This window comes from Shimia marina, from assembly GCF_001458175.1.
In the GTDB taxonomy this organism is placed as follows: Bacteria; Pseudomonadota; Alphaproteobacteria; order Rhodobacterales; family Rhodobacteraceae; genus Shimia; species Shimia marina.
Genome location: NZ_CYPW01000027.1, coordinates 357,071 through 376,735, shown reverse-complemented (window position 1 = coordinate 376,735; position 19,665 = coordinate 357,071). Strand labels below are relative to the sequence as shown.

Sequence of the window (19,665 nt, the reverse complement as noted above, 5' to 3'; positions counted from 1 at the left end):
CGCCTGATCATCGCGCAGCAGGGGGCAGCCAAATGCCGACAGCCACAGAACTCAACATCAACACATCTGCGACGGCACAGCAGATGGCCAATGAAATCTTCGGCGACCCCAGCCGTATCGTTTCTGCCGACTACACTGGGGACCCTCTCAGCTCTGGTATCTATACCGGCGCCGACAGCACAAGCCCCGGTGTTGCCCCTGCGGACAGCGGAGTCATCCTATCTACCGGGCATGTGTCTGATTTCACGAACAACAGCGGTACGAGCAACACCAACGAACGCAGCAATACCTCCACCGACACTGCCGGGCAGGACAACAATGCGCTGTTCAACGCCGCCGCCGGAGCGACAACCTTTGACGCCTCCTATCTGACCGTAGATTTCAACGGAACTGCGGGCGAATTGCTAACCATTGATTTTGTGCTGTCCTCGGAAGAATATCCAGAATTCCTGAGTTTTAACGATGCGATTGGCGTCTGGGTAAATGGCGTTGAAGCCCAGATATCCATTGGGGATGGCTCAGCCAGCATCGGCAACATCAATGATGCCAACCAAAACATCTACAACGACAACAGCAACGATCAGTTCAACACAGAGATGGACGGCTTCACTGTCACCCTCACATTTGTGGTGCCACTTCAGGATGGGGTGAACGAATTGGTCATCGGCATCGCAGACGCCTCAGATGCGCGGTTTGACTCCAACCTCCTGATCGCCGGAGGCTCCGTACAAAGTGCGATAGTGGCGCAAGACGACGCGCTGTCCGTCAAATTTGGAGGCACACGTGTCCTGAACGTCCTGGACAATGACAGCTCAAGCGCTGGCCCCACGCTCGCCATCACACATATCAATGGGATCGCCGTCAGCGCCACAGGCGCAGGTGGGCTGCCAAACAGCGTCACCCTCTCAACAGGACAGGTCGTGACATTGAATACCAATGGCACCCTGACCGTAGATGCCGATACCGACAATGAAACGGTCTATTTCAATTACACGATTGAGGACTCAAGCGGTGCAAGCGACACTGCGCTTGTGGAAATTGAGCAACGCGCGCCCTGCTTCGCCGCAGGCACTTTGATCCAAACCTCAGATGGTCATCTGCCAGTCGAGGAGCTTCGCGCAGGTATGCTGCTCAGAACTCTGGATTCCGGGTATCAGCCCATCCGCTGGATCGGGCGCTCGCACATCACGCCCCGTTTTGAAACGCTGCCGATCCGCATCAAAGCCGGTGTTCTGGACAACAAAACCGATTTTGTTGTCTCTCCACAACATCGCGTCCTTTTGCGAGGTGCTTGGGCAGAATTATTGTTTGGATGTGAAGAGGTTCTGGTAAAGGCCAAAGATCTGGTCAACGACAAGGATGTCCTGCGCGAGCACACAGACCAGACCATCACCTATTTCCACATTCTCATGCCCCAACATGAGCTTTTGTTTTCAAAGGGCCAATGGTCTGAAAGTTTCCTACCCGGCCCGATGACGCTGAACAGCTTTGACCCTTTCGCCAATCGCTCGCTGCGCCAAGTCATCGCGCAACAAGCACATGACTGGCAAGATACAGCCGCCCGCCCAAGCCTGCGAAGCTTTGAGGCACAGGCGCTTCTGGCGGCATAGGCGCTTGAAAAACCAGCTATGAAACCGATCACTCACAAAGATGGCGCAGCTGATCGGGCCGCGCCATATATGTGTGTCAACACATGCAGCTACGCACACCGATGGGCCGCCTGCCCTACTCTGCGGCCACTTTTTTCTTCGGCGCAAGCATGTCCTTGAGATAGCGCCCGGTGTGGCTCGCGGCCACTTTCGCCACTTTCTCCGGCGTGCCTTTGGCGACAATCTTGCCGCCGCCATCGCCGCCTTCCGGACCAATATCAATGATGTGGTCCGCGGTCTTCACCACATCCAGATTGTGCTCAATCACCACAACCGTATTGCCTTGATCCACCAATTCATGCAGCACTTCCAAGAGCTTGCGCACATCCTCAAAATGCAGACCCGTGGTGGGCTCATCCAAAATATAGAGCGTGCGGCCTGTTGATCGCTTCGCCAACTCTTTGGAGAGCTTCACCCGCTGCGCCTCCCCGCCTGACAGGGTGGTCGCCTGCTGACCCACCTTGATGTAGCCCAACCCAACCCGCATCAGCGCATCCATCTTGTCACGAATGCTTGGCACCGCTTTGAAGAAGTCCTGCGCCTCTTCCACGGTCATGTCCAGCACATCGGCAATGCTCTTGCCTTTGAAGCGGATCTCCAGCGTCTCGCGGTTGTAGCGCGCGCCTTTGCAGGTCTCACATTCCACATAGACATCGGGCAGGAAGTGCATCTCGATCTTGATGACCCCGTCGCCCTGGCAAGCCTCGCAGCGCCCGCCTTTCACGTTGAAACTGAACCGCCCCGGCTTATAGCCGCGCGCCTTGGCCTCCGGCAGCCCGGCAAACCAGTCGCGGATCGGCGTAAACGCCCCGGTGTACGTCGCCGGGTTTGACCGTGGCGTGCGCCCAATCGGCCGCTGGTCAATGTCGATCACCTTGTCCAGATGCTCGAGCCCCTTGATGGTTTCACAGGGCGCAGGCGTCTGGCGCGCGCCGTTGAGGCGCATGGAGGCGGTTTTGAACAGCGTCTCAATGGTAAGCGTAGATTTGCCACCCCCAGACACCCCTGTCACACAGACAAACTTGCCCAGCGGGAAATCTGCGGTGACTTTCTTCAGGTTATTGCCCGTGGCCTTCACAACGGTGATCTGTTTGCCATTGCCCTCACGCCTCTCTGTCGGCACCGCAATTTCCCGCGCACCCGACAGATACTGGCCAGTCAAAGATGCAGGATCTGCGGCAATATCCGCAGGCGTGCCTTTGGAGACGACCTGACCGCCGTGCACCCCGGCCCCCGGACCAATGTCGAACACATAGTCCGCCTCGCGCACCGCCTCTTCGTCATGCTCCACCACAATCACGGTGTTGCCCTGATCGCGCAGGTTCTTCAGCGTTGTCAGCAAGCGGTCGTTGTCACGCTGATGCAATCCGATGGAGGGCTCATCCAGCACATAGAGAACACCGGTCAGACCCGAGCCAATCTGGCTTGCCAGACGGATGCGCTGGCTCTCGCCCCCCGACAAGGTGCCGCTGTTGCGCGACAGTGTCAGATATTCCAATCCCACATTGTTCAGGAATCCAAGCCGCTCTTGAATTTCTTTCACAATCGCCCGCGCGATCTCCTGCTTCTGTTTGGTCAGGCTCGCCGGAACACTCTCAATCCAAGCAAGCGCCTCGCGGATCGACAACTGCACCACATGTCCCACATGTTTTTCAGCGATCCGCACCGCCAGCGCTTCTTCGCGCAAACGATGCCCACGACACGCGCCGCAAGGCCGGTTGTTCTGATAGTTCTCAAACTCTTCGCGGATCCAGTTGCTGTCGGTCTCCCGATAGCGGCGCTCCATATTGGGGATCACGCCTTCAAAAACGCGGGTCACATTGTAAACGCGCCCACCTTCGTCATAGCGGAATTCGATCTCCTCATCGCCCGATCCATAGAGGAAGACCTGCTGCACATGTTTGGGCAAATCTTTCCATGGCGTGTTCTTGTCAAACTCATAGTGTTTGGCAATCGCTTCGATGGTCTGCAGAAAATAGGGCGACTTTCCCTTCCGCCACGGCGCCAGCGCCCCGTCATAGATCTTCAGCGTGACATCCGGCACCACAAGCCGCTCATCAAAGAACAGCTCCTTGCCCAACCCGTCACACTCCGGGCAGGCCCCAAAAGGCGCGTTAAACGAAAACAGTCGTGGCTCAATCTCCGGAATGGTGAACCCACTGACCGGACAGGCAAATTTCTCACTAAACGTGATCCGCTCCGGATCGCCCTCTTTCGGCGCGGTCTCCAGCACGGCAATGCCATCGGCCAGATCCAGCGCGGTGCGAAGGCTGTCCGCCAGCCGGGTCTCCATGCCTTCACGCACCACCAGGCGATCCACCACCACATCGATGTCATGGCGGAATTTTTTATCCAGCGTCGGCGGCGTGTCGAGCTCATAGAACTCCCCATCCACCTTCACCCGCTGAAAGCCCTGCTTGCGCAGCTCAAGGAACTCCTTGCGGTATTCGCCTTTGCGGTCCCGCACAATTGGCGCCAAAAGATAGCCGCGTGTGCCGTCCTCAAGCCCCATGATGCGATCCACCATATCCTGCACCTGCTGCGCCTCAATCGGCAGGCCAGTGGCAGGCGAATAGGGCGTGCCCACACGGGCAAACAACAGACGCAGATAGTCATAGATCTCCGTCACCGTGCCCACGGTGGAACGCGGGTTTTTGGAAGTGGTCTTCTGCTCAATGGAAATCGCCGGGGACAGCCCGCTGATGTGATCCACATCCGGCTTTTCCATCATATCAAGGAACTGACGCGCATAGGCGCTTAGGCTCTCGACATAGCGCCGCTGCCCTTCCGCATAGATTGTGTCAAAAGCCAGCGAGGATTTGCCGGAACCCGACAGGCCGGTGATCACCACCAGCTGATCGCGCGGAATATCCACGTCGATGGATTTCAGATTGTGCTCGCGCGCCCCGCGCACCTCGATATTTTTCAGCTCGGCCATCAATACCCCCAACGGCTGCGGCAGCAGGCAGCGCCCGCACGGACTCGCCCCCAACAGTTATCGCGAACATACAGAGAACAAAACCATTCGCCAAGCCCGTTCGCAAGGCTCACACATAATCTGCACTGTCTACGATTTGAAGGCCCCAACGGATGACGAAGCACCGCACAAGTGCTTTGCGAAATGGAAAAAGACTCCACCTTGGCGGAGCCTCCAGAGTAGAGCCTTCAAAACTCAGATATGGATCACCCGATCAAAGGCATCCAGCACGCTCTCATGCATCATCTCGCTCAGCGTCGGATGCGGGAACACGGTCTCCATCAAATCGGCTTCTGTGGTCTCAAGTTGGCGCCCCACAACATAGCCTTGGATCAGCTCCGTGACTTCCGCGCCCACCATATGCGCGCCCAACAGCTCGCCAGTCTTGGCATCAAACACCGTCTTCACCATGCCTTCAGGCTCGCCCAACGCAATCGCCTTGCCGTTGCCGATAAAGGGGAAGCGCCCCACCTTAACGTCATAGCCCAGCTCTTTTGCCTTGGCCTCGGTATAGCCCACGCTGGCCACCTGCGGATGACAATAGGTACATCCCGCAATGCTTTCGGGTTTCACCGGATGCGGTTTCCCACCCGCGATCAGCTCCGCCACCAACACGCCTTCGTGGCTCGCCTTATGCGCCAGCCACGGCGCGCCAGCGATATCGCCAATCGCGTAAAGCCCCTCCACACCGGTGGAACAATACTGATCGGTCACCACATGGGTCCGGTCAATCTTCACCCCCAGCGCTTCCAGCCCGAGATTTTCCACGTTGCCCACGATCCCCACAGCAGAGATCACCGTGTCAAACTCCTGCGTTGTGACCTTGCCACCGGTCTCGATATGCGCGGTCACCTTATCCTTGGCACGATCCAGTTTCTTGACCATGGATTTTTCAAGGATCTTCATACCCTGTTTGACAAATTGCTTTTTGGCAAAAGCACTTATCTCCGCGTCTTCAACCGGTAAAACGCGGTCCATGACTTCGACAACCGTGGTTTCCGCCCCCAGCGTGTTGTAAAAACTGGCAAACTCGATGCCAATCGCACCGGAGCCAATCACCAGCAGTTTCTTGGGCATATGCGTCGGCACCAGCGCATCTTTATAGGTCCAGACCCGCTTGCCATCCCCTTCAAGCCCCGGCAACTCCCGCGCCCGCGCTCCGGTGGCCAGCACAATGTTCTTCGCGCTCAACTCTTGGAAACCTTTGTCACTTTTCACAGAGACCTTGCCGTTGGCGGGAAGCGTCGCCTCGCCCATAAAAACTTCAACCTTGTTCTTCTTCATCAGGAAGGCCACGCCCGAGCTCAGCTGTTTCGCCACCCCGCGAGAACGTTTCACAACCGCGTCGATGTCATACCCAATGCCGTCCGCTTTGAGGCCAAATTCCTGTGCCCGCTCCATCAGGTGAAACACTTCTGCTGAGCGCAACATGGCCTTGGTGGGAATACAGCCCCAGTTCAAACAGATGCCGCCCATATGCTCGCGTTCAACAATCGCCACTTTCAGCCCAAGCTGTGCCCCGCGAATGGCGGCCACATAGCCTCCTGGCCCCGCGCCAATGACGATCATGTCGAAGTTCTTGCTGGCCATGCTGTGTCCTTTGCCTTCCGCTGCGTCGTGTGGCGAGCCTAGTGCAGTTTCAGACCGGCTTCAACAAAGGGAAACGCTCGTTTAACGCGCATTATTCACTGGCGAACACGCGGCAAAAGCGTCACACTGCGCGCGCCATCCATCATCAGGGAACCCACCGATGAAAACCGTGAAAGACCTTCTGGTCGCCATGATCAATGCCACGCTTATTCTTGTCGCACTCTGCCTGTTTCTGCTCTGGCAGCTTTCCGGCACCGCAGAACGCGTCGTATCCAGTTTTGCTCAGAACCTTCAGATCGTGAAACCGCTTGAGGAAAAGGTCACAGGACTGCAGAGTGAGATCACAGATTTGCGCAGCGATCTGGCCTCCATCTCTCTGGAAAACGCCGCGCTGAATGCACCGGCAACACAGCGCCTACAGGCACGTGCCGACGCGTTGGATGTGCAAATGGCTGAAATCAATGCAAGCCTCGCCAGCCTTGCCGCTGCTCCAGATCGCCTGATGGGCACCGCTATTGATGAAGCGAGCACGCGCATTTCTGCACGGCTGGGCGATCTGGCCAGTTGTCATCTGCCGGATCAAAGTGCTGCGATCGACACTGCAGCACCCAACCAGTAAAACAGGTAAAATCAGGCCGCCTGACCTGTGGCGGCCTGCAGTTCCCGAACAGTGCGCCCGTAACCGCCCTGAGAAACATAAAGCGTTTCCACTTCTGATGAAGGCCGTGCCAAAGCATCGTTGCGATACGGGAAACGCCCAAACTTCCGGATCACTTCACGATGCGCCTTGGCATGCAAAAGGTTGCTGCCTGCATCATCCATACGATCAAGGAACATTCGGACACAGCGCTCCTGATCACAGAGATTTTCCGAATGCATCAGCGGCAAAAAGAAAAACTGCCGCGCAGCACCATCAATCTTCTGATCCCACTTCTTATGCAGCGCCGCTTTGGCCGCGGCCAGTGCCTTGCGATCCGTGGCGAAGGCCTTGCCGGTTCCCCGGAACATGTTGCGCGAAAACTGATCCGTCACGATCAGATAGGCCAATGTGCCGCTGGGGTATGTCAGCCATTGCCCCAAGCCCCCGGCCTGCGCCTTTTCCCACACGGCCAGAAACCGCTGACGAATGGTTTCATCCAGCTCGTCTGACACCGCGTACCACCCCTGTGGACCGATCTCATCGAGCCAAAATGCGAGCACTTCCTCGGGACCAATCATGCCCCTCTCCTCCTGCCTTTTTCTCCCTCACGGGAGGTCCTGTCATGAAAACGTTACACAGAAGCCGCCGCCAATGAACAGTCACAAAATGCAACATTGAGACATACCGCGCGACTATCGGCGCTAACAGGAAACTTAACTGATTTGACGCGTTGCACCCTGATGCAGCAGGTCTTTGCAAGCGGGCCAAACTGCTCAATGCTCGGCCCGCGCGCCACGCCGGTCACCCGGCCGCAGCTTCCTGTTCTTCTTCCAATTCCATCGCGGTTTCGATGGCGACTTCTTGGGCGACCTCCACGGCCACAACAGATGCTGTCGGCATCACGGCAGTATAGCTGCCGGTTTCTTCCACCGGAGCCGCCGGACGACGTGTGGTGCGATAACCGGCATAGATGCCCGTGGCCGCAAGCAGGAAGATCAGATAGGTGAAAAAGCCGCTTGGCCCCATCACATCCATCGCCCAACCTGTGATCATCGGACCCGCAATCGCGCCCACGCCATTCACAAACACAAGCCCGCCAGAGGCCGCTGCCATATCCTCATAGTCAAGGAAGTCATTGGCATGCGCGATCAGCATGGAATAGAGCGGATTGGAGAACCCGCCAATAAACAGCGCCGCGACAAGCAGCATCGGATAGTTGTCGCCCGCAAAAAAGCCAAGCGTTCCGCCCGCCGTACCAATCGCGGCCACGATCATGATCAGCACACGCCGATCCATCCGGTCACTCAACCAGCCCAGCGGATACTGAAAGATCGTCGCGCCAATATAAAAGGTCGCGATGAACAAACTCAGCTCACTCAGGTTCAGCCCAGCACGGGTCGCAAACACCGCCGACATGCCAAACTGCGCCGAGAACACACCGCCCAGTAGGAACATGCCCACCACACCCAAGGGAGAGTTGTTGAACAGCTCTTTCAGGCTCATCGGTTTGGTGGTGTCAAACGCAGGTGTCGGAGAAATCGACAGCAGAATAGGCGCAAAAGAAATCGAAACCAGCACCGAGGGGATCACAAACAGCAGGAATCCCGTGGCGTCCGGCACAGTCATCATCCCCTGCGCGCTCACGATACCGATCATCTGCACGATCATATAAAGTGACAGCGCCTTGCCACGTGTCTCATTGCTCGCGGCATTGTTGAGCCAGCTTTCCGCCGTGACATACACGCCCGAAAAGCAGAACCCCATCAGCGCACGGCCCAAGATCCAGGCAATCGGATGTTCCAAGGTTGGAAACAGGATCAAAACCGCAGAAATCATTGAGGCCAAGGCCGCAAACACCCGCACATGCCCCACCCGTCGGATCATCTCCGGCGTCACGCGACTGCCTCCAAGGAAGCCGACAAAATAGGCCGACATCACCATCGACATCTCAAATGTCGAAAAGCCAGCCCCTTCGCCACGGATCCCCAACAGGGTCCCATGCATCCCGTTGCCCACCATCAGCAGCAACATTCCAAGCAGAAGCGGCCAAGCGCCTTTAATAAATTGAACCATAATGCGCCCCTTTGCGCGATCGTCTCATATTTGCGCCCATATGCAAAACGCCCTCTGCGCCATCGCATTCATTCGCGACAGCGGCATGTCGTTTTGTCTACCTCAGCGGATTAAACGCGGAATTTTCGCAACGGACTATTCTGCCGGGATCAACAGAGAAGCGTCCCCATACGAAAAGAAGCGATAGCCCTCCTGAATGGCATGGGCATAGACCTGACGAATCTCTTCTTGGCCCAGAAGCGCGCTCACCAGCATCATCAAGGTGGATTTGGGCAGATGGAAATTGGTCATCAGGGCATCAGCCACCTGAAAGGCAAAGCCGGGATAGATGAAAATATCCGTCTCCCCTTCCCACGGCGCAATCTCTCCTGTGGCACGGGCCGCGCTTTCAATCAGACGCAGCGCCGTTGTGCCCACCGGGATCACCCGGCCTCCCGAAGCTTTGGTGCCTTTGATCTCTGCGGCGGCCTCTGCACTCACACGCCCCCATTCCGCGTGCATCTTGTGCTCTTTGACATCCTCCACCTTCACCGGCAGAAAGGTGCCCGCCCCGACATGCAGGGTCACATGGGTGAAAGAGATTCCGCGCGCGGCCAATGCCGCCAACAAAGCCTCATCAAAGTGCAGAGATGCGGTTGGCGCAGCCACCGCGCCGGAATTCTTTGCCCAAACCGTCTGATAGTCGGTCTTGTCCTTTTCATCCGCTGCGCGTTTGGCCGCAATATAGGGCGGCAAGGGCATATTCCCGGCCGCTTCCAGCGCCGCATCAAAATCCGGACCCTCCAGATCAAACTGAACCAGTCCTTGTCCCTCATCCTTGGAGAGCAGACGCCCTTTCAGACCGGCCGCAAAAATAATCTCTTCGCCTTCACGGATCTTTTTGAGCGGTTTTATCAGCGCCGCCCATGCGCCACCCGCGCGCGGCTCAAGCAGAGTCACTTCCATACGCGCCTGCGTTTCGCCTTCCGGACCGCTGCGCACACGATACCCCGACAGACGCGCGGGGATCACCTTTGTATCATTGAGCACAAGACGGTCGCCGGGCTTTAACCATTGCACCAGATCGGTGACCACACCATCCGTGATGTCAGCCCCCTGCGCCACCAGTAATCTGGCAGAGCTGCGCGGGTCTGCGGGCCGGGTCGCAATCAGGGACTCGGGAAGATCAAAATCAAAATCAGAAAGCTGCATTGTGGCTCGTGTCACTAGTTGGAGAGATCAGGCGGTGGACGGCGGAAAATCTCTCTAAAGAAGCCCGGCGTCAAGACCGAGAGTGGATTGACGGATATCTCCGGATCCTGCGATGGCCCGCGAAGTGTGTAGTTGAAGCCAATCAACCCTTCTCCTCTGCGCGACACAGGGCGCCCCAGAACATTCACCGCATAGAGTGGCGACAACGTGCCCTGCAAATCAAACCAGCTTTGCACAAAGCTATAGCTGCCATTGGCTGAAATCCCCATGGAGGGTCCCACCGCGCTGGCCTCCCCCACAATCAGCCGCTCTGGCGTAATGCGGAACCGCGCAAAAACTTCACTGAACAGCAAACCAGGGCCACTGAGCTGTTCGATCAGGCCCACCACGCTGATCGCGTTGAGCAACTCCGCAATGAGCGGCACTTTCTGAACTTTCAGCTCCCGCATCGTGAGCGTACCATCATACTCCCCATCCGCAGCACGGGGGACCAGATCGAGCGACAAACGTCCTTTGGTTGCGGATTTCACCACCCCCATAGCAACGGCGATTTTCCCGCCCTGCTCAGATTGCGCCTGCACTCTGAGCCCGTTCTGATGCGGGGTTAGCGTCCCCTGCACAAACGGCCCGCCATTGAGATTGCCGTTAAAGCTGCCAGATAGGCCACCTCTCTGCGGTGTTAACTCTGCCACAGCCGGTGCAAGGCGTATGCCATCCGTCACAATGATTTCATTCATCTGCGCCGAAAGCGGCCCCATATCCGTGCTCGACGTCCCACTGCTGGTGGATTTCGGCATCCGCCGCATGTCCAGTCGCCCACCCGTCACCACAATGGCCGGCGGCACGCCAAGGCCACGACCGCGCAACTGTCCCTGCCCCTGCAACCAATTTCCAACCCGGAAACTGTCAAGTTCGGCAACATCCAGCCCGCCGCCCTCTGCGATCGAAATACGCCCCGTGGCCGACAGCCCTGCTGCCTCCAGCGTAATCGCATCCACAGACGGTCGCTTGCCAAGCGTCATTTCAACGGCAAGCAGCCCCGTGCCCTGTGCCCCTTTACGCCAGCCCAGCGGGGGGGCTGACAGAACAACCCCTTTCAGGTCTGATGTCAGCGTCAGCTTAGGTGGCTGATCTTTCACGATCTCCATATCATAGGTCAGCAGCCCCTGCTCGCGCACAGTGCCCTTAGGCAAGCCCACATCAAAGGTCTCAAGCGCCGCCGCACTCAGCTCCGCAGTGCCACTCAGCCAGCTGCGGCCCTCGTTTTCCTTGCCGCCAAACATATGCCAATGCGCCTGCACCGGGATGCCAGCCAAATCACCGCTCCCCTTCACATCGACACGCTCTGGCGTCGCATGCACGGTCAAATCCCCACGCATCACTTTGCCCGGCAAAAAATGATCGCTCACCACATTGCTCAGGGTTCCGCGAATGTCATAGACCACTTCCTCAACCGGCAATTTGTCCTTGAGGATCAGATCAATGGTCCCTTCAAGCGCCGCCTCACCGGGCGCAAAATCAACCGGCAATTTGGCTTTGGTGAAAAGCTTCAGCGGCTCCCGATCCAGCAAAGACATCACCGCCGTTGTTGAGCCAGTGGCCTGCGCGCGCACCAACCCCGGAGATTTCTTGATCCGCGTGTCCAGCACAACAAAGCTTGAGCCGCTCACATCCAGAAACCCGCCCTGATCCGCCTGAACATATCCCTCTTCCACAGCGATATGCAGCTGGTGATCCTGAAGCACACCAAAACCACTGCCATTCACAATTGGCGGCATGGTTTTGACTGCGCGCACGCGCCCATCCTCAAACACAAAGTCTAAAAACACATCCGGCATATCACTGCCATTGGAGCGCACCGCCAGATCCACATCCCGCACGGTGCCTCCCAAGATATTCTCAGACACCCATTTGCGCGGCTTGGGCTTGAAACTGTTGGGCCAGACTGCAAGCACATCGTCGGCCTGCACGCGGTCCATATGCCCGTTGAGCGCATAGGCCCAATCCGCTCCCTCTGTGCCCAGCGTACCATTCAGAACAATTTCGTTTTCAGACTGGCGGACAACCATCTGCCCCAGATCCAGTTCAAACGGATCCAGACGCAACCGGAAATCCGCATAACTGCGCTCCAGGCGGACCGGATCATCCTCCAGCGCGCGCGGATTTGCGCGAAACTCATTCAGTGTCAACTGTGCCAGAAATTCCTGCGGCAAACCTTGCCGAAAATCTCTTAGAAAGGCCTCACCAAAAGCGGAGACCCGCATCAGATCGCTGTCGATAAACAGCTCATCAAACCGGATCGCGCGCCGCTCGGGACTATAGGTCAAGTAGCTGCGCATGCCCTGAAAGGGGATCGGCTGCACCTCCCCCCCCGGCTGCACCACACCATCACTGATCTGAAGGGTCGCATTCACATTGCCAAGCGCGCCCTCCTCATCAATCCGCCCTCGCAGCGCGCCTGAAATCGGCGCGCGTATGATCTCCAGCCAGCTCAGCGCAGCCCCCTGAGAGGCGATGTCCTGACTGGGCAAATCTTCAAAATTCAATCCGAATTCAGTTTCGCGCGTGCCATAATATGTCGTCAGCGAGGCTTCGATGGTACTGGCATAGCTGCGCCCCCCCAGCAAAGTCAGCTGCGAAGAGACATCCACCCGCTCGGCATCACGCCTCAGCGAAATATGACCGCCGTCCACAGTCCAGGCCCGCCGCTCACGCAAGTCTTCAAAGCGCAGGGTGACGTCTTCCACGCGAAAGGCATTCAGCGCGGCCAGCACCGGCACGTCCAGAAACTCCTCCAACTGATCCCCGAGCGTCGTGATATCTGTATCTGTCTGAAGCGCCCCCCCGCCCACTGCTGGCCCCAGAGCAATCCGCACACTGCCGTCTTCAAGACGCAGCGCCGTCAGCGATACGCCCGCAACCAGCACCTCTCGAAAGGCAATCTGACGTTCCAGAAGAGGCGCAAAAGCCAAGCGCGCATCCACTTGCGTGACATTCACCGCCCCGCCCCCTTCGGGTGGCAAAATACGGACACCACGCAGTTGAATGCTGGGATCCCAGTCATCCTCAACCATCACCGCGATGGTCTCAATCGCCACATCGAAATTCTGCATCTGAGCATTCAGAACAACTTCAACGCGGCTGCGCATCCAGTCGGGCAACACAAAGGGTTTGCCACTCAGAACAAACACAAATCCCGCCAGCGCAATCAACGGCACAAGCAGGCTGAAGAGTGCGATCACACCATAGCGTCGCACCCGCCTTGGCGGGCGTGATCTGCCGCCTGCGGTGACGTCAGACTCTCCTTTGCTGATCTCGGCGCCCTCTGTCTGCGTATCATCCGTGTTACATGAGGATTCGGAGATATCAGAAGGTGCACCTTTTCCCTTGGGCGCGGAGCTATGATCGCCGTTCTCTGTCAGGGTTGATGCCTCTGTGTGTTCTGCTATGCCGGTGCTCGTGGACAAAACTATACCCGCAAGCCAAGCCCGACCCAAGGCCGGATCAACGTCAACGCAGCGTCCGCGCGGAAAAGGGCCCAACAGGAGCAGACCATGATCGCAACCGACACAAATGCCCCCGATTTCACCCTCCCGTCCACCGACGGCGCAGAGATCACCCTTTCCGCGCAACAACCTGCACCGGTGGTGCTGTTTTTCTATCCTCGCGACAACACGCCGGGCTGCACCAAGGAGGCCATCGGCTTTTCGCTGCTGGCGCAGGAGTTTGCCGATGCAGGCGTGAAAGTCTTCGGCATTTCCAAAGACAGCATGGCAAGCCACGACAAATTTGTGGCTAAGAAAGAGCTGACCATCCCTCTGCTCTCTGACGAACACGGCTCCGTCTGCGAAGACTATGGCGTCTGGGCAGAGAAAAAAATGTACGGCAAAACCTTCATGGGGATCGTGCGCGCCACGGTTCTGATTGATGGCACTGGAAAAATCCTGCGCACCTGGCCAAAGGTCAAAGTGGACGGCCATGCCGAAGAGGTTCTGGACGCAGCAAAAGCCCTCTAAGAAAGACCCTTTGATGACGCAAAGTCTTGCAGAAATGGCGGTGGAGGTACTCACCACCGCCGATGGCCGCGCTAAGACGGCCATTTCCAAACAACATGCGGCCACCTGGTTTGCCGCACGTGAAGCGGGCACGCCGCTGCCTATCGGCACCGCACAGCCTCCGCTGCTTCCGGCCCGCCCAGAGCAGCCGGAACTGCTGGATCCGCGGGATGTGCCGCGCCGCAAACCCGGCAGCCCGCAAGGCCGCATCGCCATGCTGCACGCGGTGGCCCATATCGAACTGAACGCGGTGGACCTGCACTGGGATATCATCGCCCGGTTCACCGATGTGGAGATGCCACTTGGTTTTTATGACGACTGGGTAAAATCCGCCGCCGAAGAATCAAATCATTTCAATTTGATATGTGACAGCCTTGAAGCCAAGGACAGCTTTTATGGCGCCTTGCCGGCCCATGCAGGGATGTGGCGCGCCGCCGAGGATACGGTGGACGATCTGATGGGGCGGCTTGCGGTGGTGCCCATGGTGCTTGAGGCCCGCGGTCTGGATGTGACACCGGGTATGATCCGCATCTTTGAAAACGCCAAGGACACCCAGACACTGGAGGCCCTGCGCATCATCTACGCCGAAGAGGTCGGCCATGTGGCCTATGGCTCCAAATGGTTCAATTTCCTCTGCGGTCGGCATGGGCTAGATCCCAAGGCGGAATTTCACGGGCTGGTGCAAAAGTACTTTCACGGCGCACTCAAGCCACCGTTCAATGAGGAAAAACGCGCAGACGCAGGTCTGCCACCGGATTTCTACTGGCCTCTCGCCGATGAAGAGCCCCCCGCCTACGCGCGCTGAAGCCATGTTGGCCTGCCATAAGCGGGTTATCGCCGGTATGCGGGCATTTTTTTGCCCGCTTATCGACCATTAGGTCAAACATCTTGCCCGACCTGCCGCAGACCGCTAAAACCTCGCCCCAAGATGCTGGTTAACAGGCGTTGCCAATAATGCGGCCCCGGGGGACTGGGCCACATCGGGATGGGACAAGACAAGGAATACGTCCGTGAGAACACGACTCGCGATACGGCTGCACGCGCTGCTCGAACGCTTTTTTCCGGAAAGACGGCTTTTCTTACGATCAGATACCGACACGCGGTTCATCCGTCTGCGTCCCGGCACACAGCTCTTTGCTTTTGCTGGTGCTTCCGCCGTGGTCGCTTGGGCGATCATAGCAACAGCAATTCTGTTGATGGACAGTATTGGCTCCGGCAATTTTCGCGAACAGGCAAAACGCGATCAAGTGACCTACGAACAGCGCCTCAATGACCTCTCCGCACAGCGGGATGCGCGCACCACAGAGGCACTTGCTGCACAGGCTCGCTTTAACTCTGCTCTGACGCAAGTGTCAGCGATGCAGTCTCAGCTTCTTGAGTCCGAAACACGCCGCCGAGAACTGGAAACAGGAATTGAGGTCATTCAGTCCACCCTGCGCAGGACCATGAAGGAGCGGGAAGAGGCCCGTGCTGAACTCATCGCACGCGATCAGGCACAAGCCGAAACCCAAACTGCCCTCATTGGCAGCTCGCCTCTGGGCAATGACATGCTAGACGTGCTTTCCACCGCACTGAATGAAACTGCCGCCGAACGGGATCAGGTCTACGCCGACGCACAGGAAGCTCTCAAAGCCGCCGATGAAATGGAACGCGAGCTTCTGCTGATGGAAGAGAAAAACGATCAAATCTTCCGCCAACTCGAAGATGCCATGACAGTCTCTGTGGAACCGCTGACCAAAATGTTCACCGCCGCCGGGCTGAATGTGGACAGCCTTATGAATGAGGTGCGTCGCGGCTATCAAGGTCAGGGCGGCCCGATGATGCCACTCAACTTCTCCACCAAAGGTGGGGAACTGACCGCGGAAACCCTGCGCACCAATCGTCTGCTCGAACAGCTTGATCAGCTCAACACCTATCGCATCGCAGCGGAAACCGTGCCCTTTGACAACCCGCTCAAGTCTGCGTTCCGCTACACCTCGGGTTTCGGAATGCGCTGGGGCCGGATGCACAAGGGCACCGATTTCGCCGCCCGCTACGGCACGCCGATCCACGCCACAGCCGAAGGCGTGGTGATCCACGCGGGCTGGCTCTCTGGCTATGGGCGTCTTGTAAAAATCCAACATGAACATGGGATCGAGACCCGTTACGCGCATCTGGCAAAAATCCGCGTAAAAGTCGGTCAAAGAGTCTCGCGCGGAGATCGTATTGGTGATATGGGCAATTCTGGACGGTCGACCGGCACCCACCTTCACTACGAAGTGCGTGTGAACGGTCGCGCAGTGAACCCGATGACATTTATCAAGGCTGGAAGAGATGTTTTCTAAAAGCAAAATCAACGAACCCGCACCGAAGTCTGACGCGCCGGCCAAACCTGCCGCTGCTGAAGCTGCCCCAATTCCGGCCGCGCCCGCCAAAGCGAGCGAGTTCAAATCCGCGCCAAAGGCAAAACCACCGGCCTCTGTGCTCTCCTCTGATCTGCACATCACGGGCAATCTGAAAACCTCCGGTGACATCCAAGTGGAAGGCACTGTTGAGGGCGACATCCGCGCCCACCTGCTGACGGTGGGTGAAACCGCCACCATCAAAGGGGAAATCATCGCAGATGATGTTGTGATCAACGGCCGTATCATTGGTCGTGTGCGTGGCCTTAAAGTCCGCCTGACCTCTACCGCACGCGTCGAAGGTGATATCATCCACAAGACCATTGCAATCGAAAGCGGCGCGCATTTCGAAGGCTCCGTGCAGCGTCAGGACGATCCGCTGAACCCTGGTAAAGCCGCTCCGGCCCCTGCCGCCGCAGCAGCAGCGCCCGCAGGCAAGTAACCCGTTTCACATGACATAAAAGCCGCCGTGTTAAGCATACCACGGCGGCTTTTTGTTGCGCAGATCATTTCGGTGCTCATAAAAACGGCCCCTGAAGGGGCCGCCTGTTGCTCCAAATGATCACATGGACCTAGAAATCCGCCCATTGTTCATTGGCGACCTGTTTTTTCTGAGGCACATAGGCAACCTCGACGCTCTCTTCCTCTTCTGCGTCTTCTGAGATCTCTTGAACGCCAACTTCGGTCGCATGCGGCTTGACCTCATTGATCTTGAACTGCCGCACATGCTCAATCAACTTATCCGCATCGGAACGCAGCATATGTGAGGCCGCGTTGTTTTCTTCCACCATCGCGGCATTGCCCTGTGTCACTTGATCAAGCTGGGTCATGCCAGTGTTGATTTCTGTCAACGCCACCGATTGTTCGCGCGAGGATTTGGAGATTTCCGCAACCAGATCGGAGATTTCCTGTACCTGCCCCACAATAGAGGTCAGCGCGTCGCCGGTACGCCCGACCATGGCAACGCCTCGCTCCACCTGCTGCCCACTGGACTCAATCAGGGATTTGATCTCCATAGCGGATTCCGCCGAACGCCGCGCCAGGCTGCGCACCTCAGAAGCCACAACGGCAAACCCCTGCCCGGCTTCTCCGGCCCGCGCGGCTTCAACGCCAGCATTCAGCGCCAGCAGGTTTGTCTGGAAGGCGATATCATCAATCACGCTCACAGTCTGCTTGATCTGGTTTGACGACTTCTCAATCGCGGTCATTGCAGCAATCGCTTCGGTCACAACCTCACCGCTTTCTTCGGCCCGTCCACGGGCGTGACGCACAGTGGTCTCAACATTTTCCACGGTCTTCACCGAAGACTGAACCCCATCTGTCACTTCGGTCAAAGCCTGTGCCGTCTGCTCAAGTGTCGCCGCCTGTGCTTCTGTACGATGCGCCAGCTCATCCGCAGATCCGGCAATCTCCTGTGCCCCGTGATTGATGCTCTCCGCCGTGTCACGTACCGAGTATACCAGCGCACTCAGCCCATCGACGGCCTGATTGAGGCTCGTGCTTAGCACCTGATGCTCTTGTGGGAAGTCATCCTTCAGATGCGCACGGAAATCGCCCTGTGCCAGGCTGATCAACTCCGCGCTCAGTTCATCCACCACACGCTGATTGGTCTGCTGAACCTCCTGCTCCCGCGCCTGCGCCTCAGCGCCTTCCCGGAGACGCACCTGCAGCTTGGCCAGTGTTTTTGAAATGAAGCCCACTTCATCCCCGCGGTCCTGACCGGCAATGACCTGATCATAGTTTTGCGCGCCAACCTCTTCCATCTCACCCGCCAGATGTTCGATGCGTTTGATCACGCCACGCAGCACAAACCACACCAGCAAACACAACAATACACCCGTGATCGCCAGCTCAATGATGCCAACAAAGATCGACTTGTTGATGAACTGCATGGCCTCAGCCCGATCAATTTCCAGCACCATCCCCCAATGTTTTCCATTGGGGATCGTGACATCTGCTGTCTCCGCAACAACATCATGACCATTCAATCCGGTGGTATGTTCAAAATGAGCCTCACTCCCACTCAGGGCGAGCTGAATTTGCTCAAGCTCTGGCAGGGTTTCCAAGGCATCATGACCACCGTCATGGCGTGATGCCGTCAAAGCGCGCCCGAAGTTATCGACCAGATAAACCTCCCCGGTCTCTCCAAGAAGCTCAGACTCTGCAACCAGATGCTCAATCTCATCCATAGGCACTTGAATCGCGACCACGCCAAGCTTGCTCGCGCCGTCAAACACAGGCGCCGCCATAAACAGCGCTGGCGCCGCACTCGGCGCATAGGTGGAGATATCCGTCATGGCGAACTCGCCCGCAGGCATGTTCAGCGCGGTCCGATAAACTTCACCCAGACCACTATCGGCATATTTGCCCGCTTTAAAGTCACGTGCGAAGTCATCTTCCTTGCGCACGGAGTAGATCAGACTGCCTGCGGTATCAAAGAGGAACATATCGTAAAAATGCTGCGCCTCGATATACGAACGCAGACCCACATGATGTCTTTGATGGGCCTCTGTCCACTCTGATGGCTGGCTGGAGGCCACCAACGCCGAACGCGCATCTGCGCCATGGGGGTTGCCAGTAATGTACTGCGCGCGCAGTGTCTTCTCTGCGCTGCCACCCAAGGCGCTCCAGCCGTCCGTAAACTCCGCCACCGCAGCCCGCACACCAAAGCTTTCTGCAAGAGCCCCAACGCCTTTACGGCTGTCCTGAAGCCATTCTTCTACGATATCGCGTTTCTCATGTATGAAGCTCTCGTAAGCGAATCTGTGGTCCTTCTCAATCGCACTCGCTGCCTGTTTAAGTTGTAGAGCGCTGCTAAGAGACACCAGAACCACAGCCGGCACAGCAATCGCCAACGGCAATTTCCATGCGAGCTTTACATCACGAAACTTCATCGTCTTCACCTTCCAATTCGAAGCTCTCAAGTGGCTTCAAACCGATGATTTGTGATCAAAACATTGAATTACAGTTAAATAAGGTATGGTTTTCCGTTCCATATCGCGGGTTTATGCGGAAACTGAGAGGAGGTTGCCACAGACCATCAAGCCAAGATCGTCACAGAAAAATCACTCTCACTGGCCCAAGACGCCCAGAGAACACCTAATCTACG

At 57.2% G+C, this 19,665-nt stretch carries 13 protein-coding genes; 6 read left to right on the top strand and 7 right to left on the bottom strand.

Annotated features, from left to right (window positions below; translation table 11 throughout):
- Positions 1 to 32 precede the first annotated feature (32 nt).
- Complete coding sequence (locus SHM7688_RS14470; protein WP_058240644.1) at positions 33 to 1,610, top strand: Hint domain-containing protein; 1,578 nt, start codon at positions 33 to 35, stop codon at positions 1,608 to 1,610.
- Between the two features lie 115 nt (positions 1,611 to 1,725).
- Here the strand turns inward: SHM7688_RS14470 and uvrA are convergent, their stop codons facing one another.
- Entirely contained in the window at positions 1,726 to 4,587 is a 2,862-nt protein-coding gene (uvrA, locus tag SHM7688_RS14465; protein WP_058240643.1) for an excinuclease ABC subunit UvrA, read from the bottom strand.
- Between the two features lie 234 nt (positions 4,588 to 4,821).
- Complete coding sequence (gene lpdA / locus SHM7688_RS14460) at positions 4,822 to 6,216, bottom strand: dihydrolipoyl dehydrogenase (protein ID WP_058240642.1); 1,395 nt, start codon at positions 6,214 to 6,216, stop codon at positions 4,822 to 4,824.
- A gap of 160 nt (positions 6,217 to 6,376) precedes the next feature.
- Here lpdA and SHM7688_RS14455 point away from each other — a divergent pair, with 160 nt between their 5' ends.
- Positions 6,377 to 6,835 carry a hypothetical protein gene (locus SHM7688_RS14455; protein WP_058240641.1) on the top strand — a complete coding sequence of 153 codons (459 nt, stop codon included), beginning with the start codon at positions 6,377 to 6,379 and terminating at the stop codon, positions 6,833 to 6,835.
- An 11-nt stretch (positions 6,836 to 6,846) separates the two neighbouring features.
- Here the strand turns inward: SHM7688_RS14455 and SHM7688_RS14450 are convergent, their stop codons facing one another.
- From SHM7688_RS14450 to SHM7688_RS14435, 4 genes are all read right to left on the bottom strand, one after another.
- Positions 6,847 to 7,434 (bottom strand): DUF924 family protein, encoded by a 588-nt coding sequence (locus tag SHM7688_RS14450; RefSeq protein WP_058240640.1) that lies wholly within the window; start codon positions 7,432 to 7,434, stop codon positions 6,847 to 6,849.
- A gap of 223 nt (positions 7,435 to 7,657) precedes the next feature.
- The gene (locus SHM7688_RS14445) at positions 7,658 to 8,929 is read right to left on the bottom strand and encodes an MFS transporter (protein ID WP_058240639.1); all 1,272 of its coding nucleotides are present in this window, start codon (positions 8,927 to 8,929) and stop codon (positions 7,658 to 7,660) included.
- Positions 8,930 to 9,064: 135 nt separating this feature from the next.
- Positions 9,065 to 10,120: a tRNA preQ1(34) S-adenosylmethionine ribosyltransferase-isomerase QueA gene (gene queA / locus SHM7688_RS14440; protein WP_058240638.1), complete on the bottom strand. Its 1,056-nt coding sequence runs from the start codon at positions 10,118 to 10,120 to the stop codon at positions 9,065 to 9,067.
- 14 nt (positions 10,121 to 10,134) lie between these two features.
- Positions 10,135 to 13,377, bottom strand: a complete 3,243-nt coding sequence (locus SHM7688_RS14435) for a YhdP family protein (RefSeq protein ID WP_149687239.1) — start codon at positions 13,375 to 13,377, stop codon at positions 10,135 to 10,137.
- Positions 13,378 to 13,674: 297 nt separating this feature from the next.
- On the opposite strand from SHM7688_RS14435, the gene SHM7688_RS14430 reads away from it, so the two are divergent.
- From SHM7688_RS14430 to SHM7688_RS14415, 4 genes are all read left to right on the top strand, one after another.
- A complete protein-coding gene (locus tag SHM7688_RS14430) occupies positions 13,675 to 14,136 on the top strand; it encodes a peroxiredoxin (RefSeq protein WP_058240636.1) in 462 nt (153 codons plus the stop codon).
- Positions 14,137 to 14,149: 13 nt separating this feature from the next.
- Positions 14,150 to 14,980: a ferritin-like domain-containing protein gene (locus SHM7688_RS14425; RefSeq protein ID WP_058240635.1), complete on the top strand. Its 831-nt coding sequence runs from the start codon at positions 14,150 to 14,152 to the stop codon at positions 14,978 to 14,980.
- A 205-nt stretch (positions 14,981 to 15,185) separates the two neighbouring features.
- A complete protein-coding gene (locus SHM7688_RS14420; RefSeq protein ID WP_058240634.1) occupies positions 15,186 to 16,499 on the top strand; it encodes a M23 family metallopeptidase in 1,314 nt (437 codons plus the stop codon).
- Complete coding sequence (locus SHM7688_RS14415; RefSeq protein ID WP_058240633.1) at positions 16,489 to 16,998, top strand: bactofilin family protein; 510 nt, start codon at positions 16,489 to 16,491, stop codon at positions 16,996 to 16,998. The genes SHM7688_RS14420 and SHM7688_RS14415 overlap by 11 nt, the downstream gene beginning before the upstream one ends.
- A 130-nt stretch (positions 16,999 to 17,128) precedes the next feature.
- Here the strand turns inward: SHM7688_RS14415 and SHM7688_RS14410 are convergent, their stop codons facing one another.
- The gene (locus SHM7688_RS14410; protein WP_058240632.1) at positions 17,129 to 19,450 is read right to left on the bottom strand and encodes a methyl-accepting chemotaxis protein; all 2,322 of its coding nucleotides are present in this window, start codon (positions 19,448 to 19,450) and stop codon (positions 17,129 to 17,131) included.
- Positions 19,451 to 19,665 lie beyond the last annotated feature (215 nt).

Coding starts and splice junctions, on each gene's coding strand:
- SHM7688_RS14470 (WP_058240644.1), top strand. CDS start 33: ATGCCGACAGCCACAGAACTCAACATCAACACATCTGCGACGGCACAG.
- uvrA (WP_058240643.1), bottom strand. CDS start 4,587: ATGGCCGAGCTGAAAAATATCGAGGTGCGCGGGGCGCGCGAGCACAAT.
- lpdA (WP_058240642.1), bottom strand. CDS start 6,216: ATGGCCAGCAAGAACTTCGACATGATCGTCATTGGCGCGGGGCCAGGA.
- SHM7688_RS14455 (WP_058240641.1), top strand. CDS start 6,377: ATGAAAACCGTGAAAGACCTTCTGGTCGCCATGATCAATGCCACGCTT.
- SHM7688_RS14450 (WP_058240640.1), bottom strand. CDS start 7,434: ATGATTGGTCCCGAGGAAGTGCTCGCATTTTGGCTCGATGAGATCGGT.
- SHM7688_RS14445 (WP_058240639.1), bottom strand. CDS start 8,929: ATGGTTCAATTTATTAAAGGCGCTTGGCCGCTTCTGCTTGGAATGTTG.
- queA (WP_058240638.1), bottom strand. CDS start 10,120: ATGCAGCTTTCTGATTTTGATTTTGATCTTCCCGAGTCCCTGATTGCG.
- SHM7688_RS14430 (WP_058240636.1), top strand. CDS start 13,675: ATGATCGCAACCGACACAAATGCCCCCGATTTCACCCTCCCGTCCACC.
- SHM7688_RS14425 (WP_058240635.1), top strand. CDS start 14,150: ATGACGCAAAGTCTTGCAGAAATGGCGGTGGAGGTACTCACCACCGCC.
- SHM7688_RS14415 (WP_058240633.1), top strand. CDS start 16,489: ATGTTTTCTAAAAGCAAAATCAACGAACCCGCACCGAAGTCTGACGCG.
- SHM7688_RS14410 (WP_058240632.1), bottom strand. CDS start 19,450: ATGAAGTTTCGTGATGTAAAGCTCGCATGGAAATTGCCGTTGGCGATT.